The sequence below is a fragment of the Stenotrophomonas sp. T8 genome (assembly GCF_051853085.1).
Taxonomy (GTDB): domain Bacteria; phylum Pseudomonadota; class Gammaproteobacteria; order Xanthomonadales; family Xanthomonadaceae; genus Stenotrophomonas; species Stenotrophomonas sepilia.
The window spans coordinates 2,042,513-2,057,165 of record NZ_CP195329.1; the positions used below are offsets into that span (position 1 = coordinate 2,042,513).

A 14,653-nucleotide genomic window follows, 5' to 3' on the forward strand; every position below is an offset into this window, starting at 1 on the left:
CTTCCTGCCGTTCGAGGGTAGAGTGGACTGTTAGTCGACTGCTCTTGGCAGGAAGCTGAAGGCCCCGCGCTGCACTAGCAGTTAACTCTACCGAGGCGTCTCCGTCGAGCCACCGCCCCCAAGGCCTCCGCGCGCAATCGCCTCTGCGCGGCCCGGTGAATGGCGGCCCACCGGCAATGGTCGACGGGCCCCATTCTTCGCAGCCCGCTTACAGCCTCCCGCAGAAGATCCGGCCGTGACCACCGCACCGGTCGTCCGCCTTTTCTTCAGGAGCACGCCATGATCGCTTGTCGCTACCTTCCGATTGTACTCTCGCTTTCTGCGGCCTTGCTGCTGGGCGCCTGTTCCAGGACCCAGGAGGCGAGCAGGGCCACCGCCGACGAGGACGTCACCGAAGTGAAGCTGATACCGCCGTATGAATCGTTGGACAAGGACAAGGACGGCATCGTCACCCTGGCGGAAGTCGATGCGGTGGCACCGGACTGGGCCGAGCGCCTGCATGCCTGCGATACCGACCGCAACAAGACGCTGAGCCGCGGCGAGTACGACGTGTGCAAGCAGACCAGCGCTTCGCATTGATCCATCACCGAACCCCCGATTGGCGCTGTGCATGCCCGGCTATACCAAGGTATAGCCGGGCTAACCCACGGACCTCTAGGACTGTCCCGTTCAGGCGCGGACAATAGCACCACTGGGCAGGGCAACCCTGGCCGGCCCCCTCCCCTCATGGAGACGCAGATGGACCCCGACCCTTCCGGGCGCACCGCGACCCGTATGCCTGATTGCTGCCTGTTCCTGGCGCCTGGCCGCCGGTCCCTGCCTGCCTGAGTGACGGGGGACCGCCAGGCGCCGCCTGCCTGGAGATCGCCCCCATGTCCTACAAGATCCTGTACATCACCCTGCGTCGCCTGATCGGCGAGCGCGATGTTGCCGCCCTGCGCAGCCAGCTGCTGCAGTACGGCCCGATCATGTTTGCCCGTTCGCTGTCGCTCGGTTCGCCACGCGTTGTGGCCGACGCGCTGTCGCTGCTCCCGATCAGCGAGCGCATCAATGTGCTGCGCCACCTGCCCTATCCCCTGCGCGACGCGATGAAGCCACTGTGCATCGGTGGCAGCCAGCGCCTGCGCATGCAGCCGTGGTCGCCGGCGGTGCTGGCGATGCGCCACGCCTGACCTGTTCCAACCGTTCCGTTCGTGTTCCGGCCGCGGCCGGCTCTGACATTCGAGGAGAGTCCCATGAGCCTGCTCAACGCCTGGTTCAATGCCTTCCTGCGCAGCCGTCGCGCAGGCAACCTGTTCCGCCGCCGTGCGATGCCCGAAGCCGGCTTCGGCCCTGGCAGCGCCGAGGCCGCGCCGTTCGCGCTCACCACCGGCCTGGTCACCCTCGCCCAGCAGGACGAAGCCGAGCTGCTGACCACGCTGGAATCACATGCCGATGGCCTCAGCCCGCATGAGGCCGAGGAGCGACTGGCCACGCTCGGCCCCAACGAGGTGGATCACGAGAAGCCGCTGCCGTGGTGCCGCCACCTGTGGCAGTGCTACCGCAATCCGTTCAACCTGCTGCTGACCGTGCTGGCGGCGGTATCCTGGCTGACCGAGGACATCAAGGCGACGATCGTCATCGGTGCGATGGTGCTGCTGTCCACGCTGATCCGCTTCGTGCAGGAGGGTCGTTCGAACCGAGCGGCCGAGCGGCTGAAGGCACTGGTCGGCAACACTGCGCGCGTGCTGCGCCGCAATCCCGGCACCGAGGCTGCGGATGTGGCAGACCAGTACTTCGGCGCGCGCCTGCAAAGCCGTCGCCCTGCACGCCTGCTGGACCTGCCGATCCGTGAACTGGTGCCCGGCGACCACATCGTGCTGTCGGCAGGCGACATGATTCCGGCCGATTGCCGCGTGCTGAATGCCAAGGACCTGTTCGTGGCGCAGGCGGCGATGACCGGCGAGTCGCTGCCGGTGGAGAAATTCGCGCACCCGGGCGATGGCCTGGCCGGCCTGCTGGAACAGCACAACCTGCTGTTCATGGGTACCAACGTGGTGTCCGGTACGGCCACCGCCATCGTGCTGGCCACCGGTAACCGCACCTACTTCGGCACGCTGGCCCAGCGCAGCACCGCCACCGACCGTGCGCCCACCGCATTCCAGGCCGGCGTCAACAGTGTCAGCTGGCTGCTGATCCGCTTCGCGCTGGTGATGGTGCCGTTCGTGCTGCTGATCAACGGCTGGACCAAGGGCGACTGGACCGAGGCGTTCCTGTTCGCGCTGTCGGTGGCGGTGGGCCTGACGCCAGAAATGCTGCCGATGATCGTCACTTCCACCCTGGCCAAGGGCGCGGTGCTGCTGTCGCGGCGCAAGGTGATCGTCAAGCGCCTGGACGCCATCCAGAACTTCGGCGCGATGGAGGTGCTGTGCACCGACAAGACCGGCACGCTCACCCAGGACAGGATCGCGCTGGAGCGCCACACCGATGTGTTCGGCCACGATTCGGAAGACGTGCTGAAGTTCGCTTACCTCAACAGTCACTTCCAGACCGGCCTGATCAACCTGCTGGACCGCGCGGTGCTGGAGCACGTGGAGCTGCAGAGTTCGTTGCGGCTGTCGCAGGACTACCACAAGGTGGATGAGATCCCGTTCGACTTCGAGCGCCGCCGCATGTCGGTGGTGGTCTCCGAGCGCGAGGATCACCACGAGCTGATCTGCAAGGGGGCGGTAGAAGAGATGCTGGCGGTGTGCAGCACCGTGCGCGAGAACGGCCAGGACATGCCACTGGACGAGCGCCGCCTGGCGCGGGTGCGGCAGACCACCGAGGAACTGAACGAACAGGGCCTGCGCGTGGTGGCGGTGGCGATGAAGGAGACCGCAGCCAGCCAGACCACCTACTCGCAGGCGGACGAGTGCGGGTTGACCCTGGTCGGCTACGTGGCGTTCCTGGACCCGCCGAAGGAATCGGCCGCGCAGGCGCTGCAGGCGCTGGCCGCACACGGCGTCGAGGTCAAGGTCTTCACTGGCGACAACGAACTGGTGACCGCGCGTGTGTGCGCACAGGTGGGACTGGATGCCGACACCATCCTGACCGGGCCGCAGATCGAGCGCATGGATGACGGCGCGTTGTCGCGGGCGCTGCACCACCATCGCGTGTTCGCCCGGCTGACGCCGCTGCACAAGGAGCGCCTGGTGCGCGAGCTGCGTGCACAGGGCAAGGTGGTCGGCTTCCTCGGCGACGGCATCAACGATGCACCGGCGCTGCGCGCGGCCGATATCGGCATCAGCGTGGACAGTGCGGTGGACATCGCCAAGGAGGCCGCCGACATCATCCTGCTGGAAAAGAATCTGATGGTGCTGGAGGAAGGCGTCATCCAGGGTCGGCGCACGTTCAACAACATGCTGAAGTACATCCGCATGACCGCCAGCTCCAACTTCGGCAATGTGTTCTCGGTGCTGGTGGCCTCGGCCTTCCTGCCGTTCCTGCCGATGCTGCCGCTGCAGCTGCTGGTGCAGAACCTGCTGTACGACATCTCGCAGATCGCCATCCCGTTCGACAACGTGGACGAAGAGCTGGTGCGCAGGCCGCTGAAGTGGAACCCGGCAGACATCGGCCGCTTCATGGTGTTCTTCGGGCCGATCAGCTCGATCTTCGACCTGAGCTGCTTCGCGCTGATGTGGTACGTGTTCGATGCACGCACGCCGGCCGACCAGGGCCTGTTCCAGTCCGGCTGGTTCGTGGTCGGCCTGCTGACCCAGACCCTGATCGTGCACATGATCCGCACGCCGAAGCTGCCGTTCCTGCAGAGCATCGCCGCGCCGCCACTGCTGCTGATGACCGGCCTGGTCATGGCCATTGGCGTGGCCCTGCCGATGAGCCCGCTGGCCGGCTACTTCAAGCTGCAGGCCCTGCCGGCCGGCTACTGGCCGTTCCTGGTGGCGATCCTGTTCGGCTATGCGGTGCTGACCACCGCGCTGAAGCGCTTCTACATCCGTCGCTACGGCTGGCAGTAAGCGCCCGCCGCCTTGTCCAGGGAGAATCACAATGGACATCAATCCGAACCTGCCGGCGTTCAACGCCGGCGCAACCCTGAGTTCGCTGATCAGCCTGTCGGTGGCGTTCGTGCTTGGCACGGCCATCGGCCTGGAACGGCAGCTGCGCCAACGCACCGCGGGCCTGCGCACCAACACCCTGGTGGCGGTGGGAGCGGCGGTGTTCGTCGATCTGGCGGTGCGCTTCCATGACCTGTACGGCGGCCCGCCGTCGCCGCTGCATGTGGTGGCCTATGTGATCTCCGGCGTCGGCTTCCTGGGCGCCGGCGCGATCATGAAGGATGGTGCGCAGGTGTCCGGCCTGAACACCGCCGCCACCCTGTGGGGCTCGGCGGCGGTGGGTGCATGCGCGGGTATCAAGCTGCTGCCGGAAGCGGTGCTGGCGGCGGTGTTCGTGCTGGCCGCCAACACCCTGCTGCGGCCGGTGGTGAACCGCATCCAGCGGCAGCCGCTGCCGGAAGCGTTCAGCGAAGCGACCTATGCGATCAACGTGGTCTGCCAGCGCGAGCAACAGGCCGAGGTGCTGGACCAGCTGTTGCTGCTGCTTGAACAGGCACAGTACCCGGTGCGCGCAGTCGACCAGCGCCCGTTTGGCGAGCGCGACGTGGAGATCGAAGCGGTGCTGTATGCCACCACCGTCGATGCGGGCGAACTCGATGCGGTATTGGCCACGCTGGCGACCACGCCCGGCGTCCTGCAGGGGTTCTGGAACGCCAGCCTGGAGGAGTAGTGCCGGCCGCTGGCCGGCAACCTGATGATCTCCGGAAGCACCCTGCAGATGCCGGCCAGCGGCCGGCACTACCAGGCATCGTTCTGGCTTGTGCCGGCCTACGGTCGGCACCCACCCAACACGAGCACGCCGACCCATGATCCGCGGACGCCCCATGCATCGCCTCGGCATGCCCACCGCTGGGGGTAGTGCCGGCCGCTGGCCGGCAACCCCGTGATCTCCGGAAGCACCGTGCAGATGCCGGCCAGCGGCCGGCACTACCAGGCATCGCTTTGACCGGTGCCGACCAAGGCCGGCATCCACCGATGGCGGCTTTGCTATCCTTTCACCCCACGCCAGGGAGCCGTCCCGATGCCATCGCTGTCGCCCCGCCGCCCACTGGTGCTGCTGGCCCTGTTCGTCGTGATGGCGGCGATCTTCCTGATCGACACCGTCACCGATTACGCGGTTGCCGCCGCCTGCTTCTACGCGGCGGTCATCCTGGCCGCATCGCGCGTGCTGGGCGCACGCGGGTTGATCACGCTTGCCCTGGCCTGCATCGCGCTGACCGGGCTGAGCTTCTTCCTGACCCGCTTCGGCACCTACCGCATCGGCCTGGTCAATTCGGTCATTGGCATGCTGGTGATCGGTATCACCACCTACCTTGCCCTGAACATGGAAGCGGCCAAGGCCGCCGTGCAGGAAGCACAGGGCCGCCTGCTGCGGGTAGCGCGCGCCTCCACCGTGGGCGAGCTGACCACCTCCATCGCGCATGAAGTAAACCAGCCGCTGGCGGCCATCGCCAGCAGCGCCGAAGCCTGCCAGCGTTGGCTCGCGCAGGATCCACCCAACGTGGACAAGGCGCGGCAGACCGTGGCCCGCATCCTGGCCGATGCACATCGTGCCGGTGACGTGATCGCCCGCATCCGCGGCCTGACCCAGGGCGCGGCACCGCAGCGACGCGCCTTCGATCTGAACGAAGCGGTGGAGGAAATGCTGGCGCTGTCGCGCAGCGAGCTGGACCGGCATGGCGTGGCCGTGGCACTGCTGCTGGACACCGAGCTGCCACCGGTGCAGGCCGATCGCGTGCAGGTGCAGCAGGTGATCGGCAACCTGATCCTCAATGCGGTGGACGCGATGGAGACCGTGCCCACCGCCGACCGACGCTTGTCCCTGCTGACCCGGCGCAACGGCCAGCGGATCAGCCTCAGTGTGCGTGACCGCGGCGTCGGCCTGCCCGCCGACCATCCCGAACGCGTCTTCGATGCCTTCTGGACCACCAAGTCGCACGGTCTGGGGCTGGGTCTCAGCCTGAGCCGCTCGATGATCGAAGCCAACGACGGCCAGATCCGTGCCGAACGACCGGCAGGCGGCGGTGCCTGCTTTGTGTTCGACCTGCCCATTGCCACGGACGCCCACCATGCGTAAGCCGACTGCCGCCAATCCCGATCCGGCACCCATCGTCTATGTGGTCGACGACGATCCGTCGGTGCGCGCGGCACTGGAAGACCTGCTGGCCTCGATGGGCCTGCAGGTGCGGGCCTTCGCCTCCACCCAGGCCTTCCTCGAACACGCGCTGGAAGACGCACCGGCATGTCTCGTGCTGGACGTGCGAATGCCCGGCCAGAGCGGTCTTGAATTCCATCGCACGATGGGCAACCACGGCCTGCAGCTTCCGGTGGTATTCATCACCGGCCACGGCGACATCGCGATGGGCGTCAACGCGATCAAGGGTGGCGCCATCGAATTCCTGACCAAGCCTTTCCGTGACCAGGAGCTGCTCGATGCCATCCACAAGGGCATCGAGATCGACCGCCAGCGCCGGCGCGAGGGCGAGGCACTCGGCGCGCTGCGGCTGCGCTGGAGTTCATTGAACGCCGGCGAGCGCGAGGTGGTCGATGGCGTGGTACGCGGCCGCCTCAACAAGCAGATCGCCGGCGACCTGGGCGTCAGCGAGATCACGGTGAAGGTGCGCCGTGCGCAGGTGATGCGCAAGATGGGCGCACGCACCCTGGTCGACCTGGTACGCATGTACGACCGCCTGCAGGCGCGTGCGCCATGAACGTCCACGTCGCCTTGCTGCGCGCGGTCAATGTCGGCGGCACCGGCAAGCTGCCGATGCGCGAACTGGTGGCAATGTGCGAGGACGCAGGCTTCGCCGATGTCCGCACGTACATCGCCAGCGGCAACGTGGTGTTGCGCAGCTCGCTCGACGAAACAGGCGTGCGCCAGGCCCTCGGCCAGCGGCTCCAGGCCTATGCCGGCAAGCCGGTGGGCGTGCTGGTGCGCACGGCCGACGAGATTGCCGGTGTGGTGGCACGCAACCCGTTTGCGCAGGCGGCCGGCAACCGTGTGGTCGCCCTGTTCCTCGACGGCAGCCTGCCTGCCGATCCGCTGGACGGCGTGACCGGCCGGCGCGACGAACAGCTTGCACTCGGCACGCGCGAGATCTTCATCCACTACGGTGCCGGCATGGCCGACTCGCGCTTGCGGGTGCCCTATGCCCAGCACGGCACCGCCCGCAATATGAACACAATCGGCAAGCTTGCAGTGATGGCCGCAGCGCTTACCTGGCCTGCCAGCAATCCGCGTGCTGGCCGGAGGCGGTAGCGTCGACCCTCAGGCACTGCGCTGCGCTCGCGCTCCGTGAAGGCTGAAGCAGTGGGCGGACCCAACGGGTCACGCCCGCTGCAAGCGGCGCTTCAATCGCGTATCCAGCAGCCCCACGCCCAGCAGCACCAGGCTGGTCAGCCATCCGGCGGCCAGCAGGTGCACGTGCGGTAGCATCAGCCCCAGCACCAGCAGCGCCACCGCGCCCAGCAGATGCGAGCGCGGCGCGTGCCCATAGACCACGCGTTTGTACAGGGCACTGCCCAGCAGATAGATCAGCGGGCCTGCCACCATCACGCTGGCGTAAACCGTGGTGACGGCCACCCCCGGATGGTCCATGACCAGATCATTGCCCACCGCCGTGGCGATGATGCCGGCGATCAGCAATGCATGCACGTAGTGGAAGTTGGCGCCCATCCGTCCGGGGTCTTCGGCGTGGGTGATGGCCTCTGTGGCATCGCGGCTGGAGATGCCGAAGTACAGCCACCACATGGCAATCGTGCCGGCGAAGGTGGCCAACACCGCTGAAACCACTTCCAGGCTCCAATGCTCGACGTCGCTGAGCACGCCACCGGTGGCCAGCAACGTCTCGCCCAGTGCGACGATGACGAACAACTGGCAGCGTTCGGCCAGGTGCCCCCCCTCGATAGTCCAGTCGCGGTTGTGCGAACGACCCATGCCCGGGAACGCGAAGCCGAACATCGGCGAGATGTATTCGCAGGCCACCGCCACCGCCCACAATGCCAGGCGGAGGTTGCCCTCGGCCGCCGCGCCGGCCAGCCAGAAGCAGGCCGACACGCTGACCCAGGCCAGCATGCGGCGGAAGTTCGGTGCCAACGGATGGCTCCGGCCGACCTCCAGCAGCACGAACGCGGTGCGTCCGACCTGCATCGTGGCGTACGCCCCGGCGAAGATCCACGCACGATCGGCAAACGCCTCGGGAATGGACGAGGACATCAACAACGCCAGCAGCATGGTGGCGAACAGCAGGCCGCGGATGCGCGGCGCCTCCGGGTCGAACCAGTTGCTGACCCAGCACGCGTACTGCCAGCCGAGCCAGACCGCGAACCACAGCACCAGCGTCTGCAGTACACCGGCCAGGTCCAGGTGGTGCAGCAGATGGTGGCTGAGCTGGGTGACCGCGAATACGTAGACCAGATCGAAGAACAGTTCTTCGTAGGTCACGCGGGCATGGTGGCCGTCGCGGTGGCGAAGCGCGGGCAAGCGCAGTCGGGTACGCATGGAACTCCTTCAGCGCGCCAAGCGCCAGTACAGGAAACCGGCCAGCAACGCCGGCGCGGCAAACACCAGCAACAGGATCGGCAACTCCTCGCGTACGGCGTAACCGGCCTTGCTGACCCCCACCCACATGTTGGCCATGGCCACCAGCAGCCAGGTAGCGATGAAGGCGATCAGCGCCGTGGGCAGCTGCGAGGTGCCCACGCTCCAGAGACGGCCAAACAGCAGGAACACGCCCAGCAGGAGCACGCCGCCGAGCATCACCATGAGCACATGCATGGTCCACCTCCTTGAGCCTGGGAACAGGCTAGCCCCGGCCGATTGTGCGCAACAGCCCGTGGAGATGGATTCACAGTCCAGAGCAAGCGAACAATCCCGGCATCGGCTGCGGCGAACCTTATGGCAGCCATGAGTTATTCGCGAAACGGGCCGTCCAGGGTACGTGCTAGCTTCATCCGACCCTATCCAGACCCCTCTCCGCCATGCGCCGTTGCCTGACGACCCTTGCCCTGACTGCCACACTTGCCTTTGATGTCACTGCCGCCGACACACCGCTGCCACAGCTGCAGGCCTACACCGTAGACCCATCCTGGCTGCAGCCGATGGCGCCGCTGCAGATCGCCGACCATACCTGGCAGATCGGCACTGAGGACCTGACCGCGCTACTGGTGCAGACCGCCGACGGCGCGGTGCTGCTCGACGGCGGCATGCCGCAGATGGCCAGCCACCTCATCAGCAATATGAAGGTGCGCGACGTGGCGCCGCAGGACCTGCGCTTGATCCTGCTCAGCCATGCGCATGCCGACCATGCGGGCCCGGTGGCAGAACTGAAGCGCCGTACCGGTGCGATGGTGGTAGCCAACGCCGAATCAGCGGTGCTGCTGGCGCGCGGCGGCAGCAACGACCTGCACTTTGGCGACAGCATCACCTTTCCGCCGGCCAGCACCGACCGCATCATCATGGATGGCGAAGTGGTCACGGTGGGTGGCATCGAGTTCACCGCCCACTTCATGCCCGGGCACACCCCGGGCAGCACCGCCTGGACCTGGACCGATACGCGCGATGGCAAGCCGGTGCGCATCGCCTATGCCGACAGCCTGAGCGCGCCGGGCTACCAGCTGCAGGGCAATGTCCGCTATCCCCGCCTGGTCGAGGACTACCGACGCAGCTTCGCTACGGTGCGCGGCCTGCCCTGCGACCTGTTGCTGACCCCGCATCCGGGCGCCAGCAACTGGAACTATGCTGCTGGCAGCAACGCCAGCGAGAAGGTACTGAGCTGCAAAGCCTACGCGGATGCGGCAGAGAAGAAGTTCGACGCGCAGCTGGCCAAGGAAACGGCCACGGCACGCTGATCCTGTAGAGCCGAGCCCATGCTCGGCTTGCCGGCCGACAACAGCCGAGCGTAGGCTCGGCTATCCACAGGACGCGTCGAAGAGTGCCGGTCAGGACAACCGGCACCCGCCGTCCATCAGCCACCCTGCCCGTGCTGGGCAAACGGCTCGGTGCTGCCGTCGTTGCGCACCAGCTCGACGGTGTACGGCTGCACGTAGCCATCCGGCATTTCCATGCCCGGCGAACCGGCCGGCATGCCGGGCAGTACCAGCCCGCGCGCGGCCGGGCGTTCGGCCAGCAGGCGCTTGATGTCCTCGGCCGGGATGTGGCCCTCGACCACATACCCGCCGATCTCGGCGGTATGGCAGGAGGCCTTGCCGACCGGCACGCCCAGGCGAACCTTGATCGGATTCATGTCATCGGTGTCGCGCACCTCGACCTGGAAGCCGGCGGCCTTCAGGTGGTCGACCCAGATGCCACAGCAGCTACAGCTGGCGGTCTTGTGCACGATGGCCACCGGCAAGACCGGATCGACCTTGGCCGGGCCGGCCTGGATCGGTGCCACCGGTGCTGCGCTGGCGATCGGTGCGGCGGCGGATTCTTCGGCGGCACGTGCACAGGCAGTCGTGGTCAGCACGGTGCCCAGCAGCAGGCCGAGGGAGAGAGTACGGTTCATTGAGTAATTCCTTTGCAGAGGCGGACAACGCGGCCCGCCGCCCGCGCATCGAAGGCGCAGGCAGAGGCGAGAAAAAGTCGAACAGGCATGGCAGGCGCTTGAGCGCCTGCAGGACATCACACGATGGGGGGACGCAACGGGTCCGGCATCGGCGGCGATGCGCGTTGCTGGGAGCGCGCGGCTACAGGTGCCTCGCGCCACGGCGAGGCGGGCGTTCCGCTCAACGTGGCCAGCATGCCAAGGCAGGCCGGCGGGCATTCGCACTCACCGCTCTGGCAGGCCGCCCGGGCCGCATCATCGCAGCAGCCGGCTGCCGCCAGCGCAGCCGCGTGCGGTGCAGCGCAGTGATCCTGGTTGCCCGACCCGCCGTACGAAGACGAGGCAAGCGCCAGCGCCGGTGCATTCAGCACCAGGGTAACGAGCAGCATCCATCGCAGCAGCAGGTCAGGCAGGTTCACCCGCCGATGATAGCCGATGCGCGTCACGCAATCGCCGCCGCCATCGCCCGCATCCGCACCGGGATCGACTTCGCTGCGGGTGTGCCGCTGATCCGGTCGTAGTAGTCCAGCGGCAGCAACGGATTCAGTTCCGGGTAGTAACCGGCCAGCGCGCCGCGCGGCATCGGGTAGTCCATCACCGTCAGGCCCTCGATGCGGCGCTGCACGCCATCGCCGCTGATCGTCTCCAGGCTGACCAGCGCCTCCTTCTCCAGCCCGCGCGCCAGCCGGTCCTCGATGTTCATGAACAGCACCATGCGATCGTTGTACACGCCGCGATAGCGATCGTTGTAGCTGTAGATGGTGGTGTTGTACTGATCATGCGAGCGCACGGTGGCCAACCGCAACATGTCCGGATCGTGCACCGGATCGTCCACGTCCAGGCCGGGCATCACCAGGATGTTGGCCTTGCCGTTGGGCGTGGGCCACACCCGGCGGCGCGGCGGAATGTCCAGGTGGAAGCCATGCGTCTGCTGGATGCGCTCGTTGAAGCCGGCGTAGATCTCCGGGTACACGGCAGCGATCAGCGCGCGGATGGAGGCATAGTCGTGCATGCAGCGCATCCAGTCGACCTTGCTGTGCGGCAGTGTGGCCATCGCCATGCGGCAGACGATCTCGACCTCGGGCAACACATCGGCACTGACCGGCTCGAGCACGCCGCGTGAGGCGGTCACGTTCGACATCGCGTCTTCGATGGTGACGAACTGCTCGCCGGCCGGCGTGACGATGCGCTCCGAGCGCGCCACTACCGGCAGGATCAGCGCATCGCGGCCATGAACCAGATGACCTCGATTGAGCTTGGTGGCGATGCCCACGGTCAGGTCCAGCCCACGCATCGCCTCGTACGCACGCGGCGTATCGGGCACCGCACGAATGAAGTTGCCCCCCAGGCCGATGAAAACCCTGGCGCTGCCCGCCAGCATCGCCTCGATCGACTCGACCACGTGGTGACCATGCTCACGCGGCGGATCGAAGCCGAACACCTGCTGCACGCGGTCCAGGTAGGCCGGCTTGGGCTTCTCGTCGATGCCGACGGTGCGGTCGCCCTGCACATTGGAATGTCCGCGGATCGGACCGATGCCGGCACCGGGCTTGCCGAAGTTGCCGCGCAACATCAGCAGGTTGGCCACCTGCTGCAGCAGGCGCGAGCCATACTGGTGCTGGGTCAGCCCCATGCCGTAGCAGATCACGGTGGCGTTGGAGCGGATGTAGATCTCTGCGCATCGGCGGATCTGCGCCTCCGAGATGCCGGACACCTGCACGATCTGGTCCCAGTCCTGCGCCATCACGTCTTCGCGCAGCGCCTCCAGGCCCACCGTGTGTTCCGACAGGAAATCATGGTCGAGCACGCGCTCGCCCTGTGCCTCACGCTCGAACATCACCTTCATCATGCCCTTGATCAGGGCCAGGTCGCCGCCGATGCGGATGTGCACGAACTCGCTGGTGATCGCGGTCGAGCCGAACGTGGCCATCTGCACCACGTCCTGCGGCTCGGCAAAGCGGATCAGCGCGCGCTCGGGCATGGGATTGACCGCCACGATCGGGATGCCGCGTTTGCGTGCTTCGACCAGGTTGCTCATCATCCGCGGCGAATTGGTGCCGGTGTTCTGGCCAATCACGAAGATGGCCTCGGCGTGCTCGAAATCCTGCAGCACGATTGTGCCCTTGCCCACCCCGATGGCCGGCGGCAGCCCGCGGCTGGTCGGCTCGTGGCACATGTTCGAGCAGTCCGGGAAATTATTGGTGCCGAACTCGCGCACGAAGATCGAATACAGGAACGCCGCTTCGTTGGGCGTGCGCCCGGAGGTGTAGAACTCGGCCTGGTGAGGACTGTCCAGCGCCTGCAGGTGGCGACCGATCAGTGCGAAGGCATCTTCCCAGCTGCACGGCACATAGTGGTCGGTGGCTGCGTCGTAGCGCATCGGCTCGGTCAGCCGGCCCTGCATCTCCAGCCAGTAGTCGGTCTGCGCCATCAGTTCGGTCACGGTATGCCGGGCGAACAACTCGCGGCCGGACCGGAACTCCGTAGCTTCCCAGGCCAGTGCCTTCGCGCCGTTCTCGCAGAACTCCAGCTTCCTGCGTTCGTCGGCATCGGGGAACGCACAGCTGGGGCACTTGAAGCCACCGGGCTGGTTCATCGCCAGCAATGCCTTCGACCCCTTGCCGATCACACTCTGCTGCAGCAGCACCTTGGCCGTGGCGCCGGCGGCACCCCAGCCTCCGGCGGGCTGGTTGTAGGGCTTGTAACGCGGCGGTTTCTGCTCGGACATGTTCGGGAACCTGGCGGAAGGAACGCAGCAACGAACGGCACAACGCGGTCCGGCGGTGCATTCAGTGGCACGGCCAGCCGCACAGTCAAGCACGGCCCACGGCGCTTCGCCAGAGGGCACAGGCTGATTTCAGCACAACCTGCCATGGCAACGGTTACAGCCGCGTCTGCGCGCGACCACTGCGCTATCCTCGAAACCGCAGGCGGTGGCCCGCCCGCGTTTCTCCCTTGTCCGGACGCGCTGCATGCCTGATTCGATCCCGCCGCACACCCCGCCTGCCGGCACCGCCCAACGCCCGTTGCAGCGCTGGCGCGGCGGCACGCAACAGCAGCGGGTCGACGTGGTGGCCGAGGAAGTGCCGGTGGCGCTGCGCTACAACGATGCCGCCTTTGCCGTGATGATGGCCACACCCTGTGATCTGGAGGACTTCGCACTCGGATTTTCGCTCAGCGAAGGCCTGATCAGCGCGCCCTCGCAGCTGCTGTCGATCGATATCCACCCACAGCTGGAAGGCATCGAGCTGCAGATGACCGTGGACGAGGCTGCGCCCGGCGCAAACCTCGACCCCGACAAGGGGCGCCTGCTGCCCGGCCGTGGTGGCTGTGGCCTGTGCGGCACGCGCCAGCTGGAAGAAGTGCTGCGCCCACTGCCGCAGATCCGCGAGCGCCGCAGCTATTCCGCCACCGCCCTGCAGCGGGCGTTGGCCACCTTGGCGCAGCACCAGCCGATGAATGCGGCAAGCGGCTCGATCCACGCCGCGGCCTGGGCCGACGCCAGTGGGCGCATCGGCTGGGTACGCGAGGACGTCGGCCGCCACAATGCACTGGACAAGCTGATCGGTGCGCTGCACCACAACGAACACGCCATCGAAGGCGGCCTGCTGGTGATTTCGAGCCGGGCCAGCTACGAAATGGTCAGCAAGGCGGTGCGCGCCGGCGCCAGCGTGCTGGCGGCAGTGTCGGCGCCGACCGCGCTGGCGATCGACCTGGCCCGCAGTGCCGGCCTGTGCCTGGTCGGGTTCGCGCGGGAGAGCGGGTTCAATGTGTATACCCATCCGGACCGGTTGCAGGCGGACGACCGGTAATCTCCGCTGCGTAGGGTCGACTATCACTCGTGGCGCGAGGTTTCCGGGCACCTGAAGGACGAGCAGTCGATTAACTGTCGCCTCTACCGCAACGGCTTCCGGGCCCCTCGCCCAGCCAAGGCGAAATCGTCGTAGTCCGATAGCCGACAATCGGCGCGCCACGCACCATCGAGGACACTCATCATGGTCCTTTCTGGAGTTC

General features: G+C 66.8%; 14 protein-coding genes. 9 read left to right on the forward strand and 5 right to left on the reverse strand.

Features of this window, described 5'->3' with window-relative positions; all coding sequences use genetic code 11:
- The first annotated feature begins 279 nt into the window (after positions 1 to 279).
- From ACSDHM_RS09645 to ACSDHM_RS09675, 7 genes are all read left to right on the forward strand, one after another.
- The gene (locus tag ACSDHM_RS09645) at positions 280 to 579 is read left to right on the forward strand and encodes a hypothetical protein (protein WP_111007768.1); all 300 of its coding nucleotides are present in this window, start codon (positions 280 to 282) and stop codon (positions 577 to 579) included.
- A 293-nt stretch (positions 580 to 872) separates the two neighbouring features.
- Positions 873 to 1,172 (forward strand): hypothetical protein, encoded by a 300-nt coding sequence (locus ACSDHM_RS09650; protein WP_072167132.1) that lies wholly within the window; start codon positions 873 to 875, stop codon positions 1,170 to 1,172.
- 63 nt (positions 1,173 to 1,235) lie between these two features.
- Positions 1,236 to 3,995, forward strand: a complete 2,760-nt coding sequence (gene mgtA / locus ACSDHM_RS09655; protein WP_439426916.1) for a magnesium-translocating P-type ATPase — start codon at positions 1,236 to 1,238, stop codon at positions 3,993 to 3,995.
- Between the two features lie 31 nt (positions 3,996 to 4,026).
- Positions 4,027 to 4,764: an MgtC/SapB family protein gene (locus ACSDHM_RS09660; RefSeq protein ID WP_049448085.1), complete on the forward strand. Its 738-nt coding sequence runs from the start codon at positions 4,027 to 4,029 to the stop codon at positions 4,762 to 4,764.
- Positions 4,765 to 5,115: 351 nt separating this feature from the next.
- Complete coding sequence (locus tag ACSDHM_RS09665) at positions 5,116 to 6,171, forward strand: sensor histidine kinase (RefSeq protein WP_072168788.1); 1,056 nt, start codon at positions 5,116 to 5,118, stop codon at positions 6,169 to 6,171.
- Positions 6,164 to 6,805 carry a response regulator transcription factor gene (locus ACSDHM_RS09670; RefSeq protein ID WP_439426917.1) on the forward strand — a complete coding sequence of 214 codons (642 nt, stop codon included), beginning with the start codon at positions 6,164 to 6,166 and terminating at the stop codon, positions 6,803 to 6,805. The genes ACSDHM_RS09665 and ACSDHM_RS09670 overlap by 8 nt, the downstream gene beginning before the upstream one ends.
- Positions 6,802 to 7,353, forward strand: coding sequence for a DUF1697 domain-containing protein (locus tag ACSDHM_RS09675; protein ID WP_353079956.1), 552 nt, complete (start codon positions 6,802 to 6,804; stop codon positions 7,351 to 7,353). Before ACSDHM_RS09670 ends, ACSDHM_RS09675 begins: the two co-directional genes overlap by 4 nt.
- A 69-nt stretch (positions 7,354 to 7,422) precedes the next feature.
- On the opposite strand, the gene ACSDHM_RS09680 is transcribed toward ACSDHM_RS09675, so the two are convergent.
- Both ACSDHM_RS09680 and ACSDHM_RS09685 read right to left on the reverse strand, forming a co-directional pair.
- Positions 7,423 to 8,595 carry a low temperature requirement protein A gene (locus ACSDHM_RS09680; protein WP_439426918.1) on the reverse strand — a complete coding sequence of 391 codons (1,173 nt, stop codon included), beginning with the start codon at positions 8,593 to 8,595 and terminating at the stop codon, positions 7,423 to 7,425.
- Between the two features lie 9 nt (positions 8,596 to 8,604).
- Positions 8,605 to 8,871: a hypothetical protein gene (locus ACSDHM_RS09685; RefSeq protein WP_439426919.1), complete on the reverse strand. Its 267-nt coding sequence runs from the start codon at positions 8,869 to 8,871 to the stop codon at positions 8,605 to 8,607.
- Between the two features lie 203 nt (positions 8,872 to 9,074).
- Here ACSDHM_RS09685 and blaL1 point away from each other — a divergent pair, with 203 nt between their 5' ends.
- A complete protein-coding gene (blaL1, locus tag ACSDHM_RS09690) occupies positions 9,075 to 9,944 on the forward strand; it encodes a L1 family subclass B3 metallo-beta-lactamase (RefSeq protein ID WP_088497549.1) in 870 nt (289 codons plus the stop codon).
- A gap of 116 nt (positions 9,945 to 10,060) precedes the next feature.
- Here blaL1 and ACSDHM_RS09695 read toward each other — a convergent pair whose 3' ends face one another.
- The 3 genes from ACSDHM_RS09695 to ACSDHM_RS09705 all read right to left on the reverse strand — a co-directional run bounded on the left by ACSDHM_RS09695 (position 10,061) and on the right by ACSDHM_RS09705 (position 13,367).
- Complete coding sequence (locus tag ACSDHM_RS09695) at positions 10,061 to 10,600, reverse strand: DUF411 domain-containing protein (RefSeq protein WP_080376956.1); 540 nt, start codon at positions 10,598 to 10,600, stop codon at positions 10,061 to 10,063.
- A gap of 116 nt (positions 10,601 to 10,716) precedes the next feature.
- Positions 10,717 to 11,058 carry a hypothetical protein gene (locus ACSDHM_RS09700; RefSeq protein ID WP_439426974.1) on the reverse strand — a complete coding sequence of 114 codons (342 nt, stop codon included), beginning with the start codon at positions 11,056 to 11,058 and terminating at the stop codon, positions 10,717 to 10,719.
- A 23-nt stretch (positions 11,059 to 11,081) separates the two neighbouring features.
- A complete protein-coding gene (locus tag ACSDHM_RS09705; protein WP_439426920.1) occupies positions 11,082 to 13,367 on the reverse strand; it encodes an FdhF/YdeP family oxidoreductase in 2,286 nt (761 codons plus the stop codon).
- Positions 13,368 to 13,611: 244 nt separating this feature from the next.
- Here ACSDHM_RS09705 and fdhD point away from each other — a divergent pair, with 244 nt between their 5' ends.
- A complete protein-coding gene (gene fdhD / locus ACSDHM_RS09710) occupies positions 13,612 to 14,451 on the forward strand; it encodes a formate dehydrogenase accessory sulfurtransferase FdhD (protein ID WP_072168795.1) in 840 nt (279 codons plus the stop codon).
- Positions 14,452 to 14,653 lie beyond the last annotated feature (202 nt).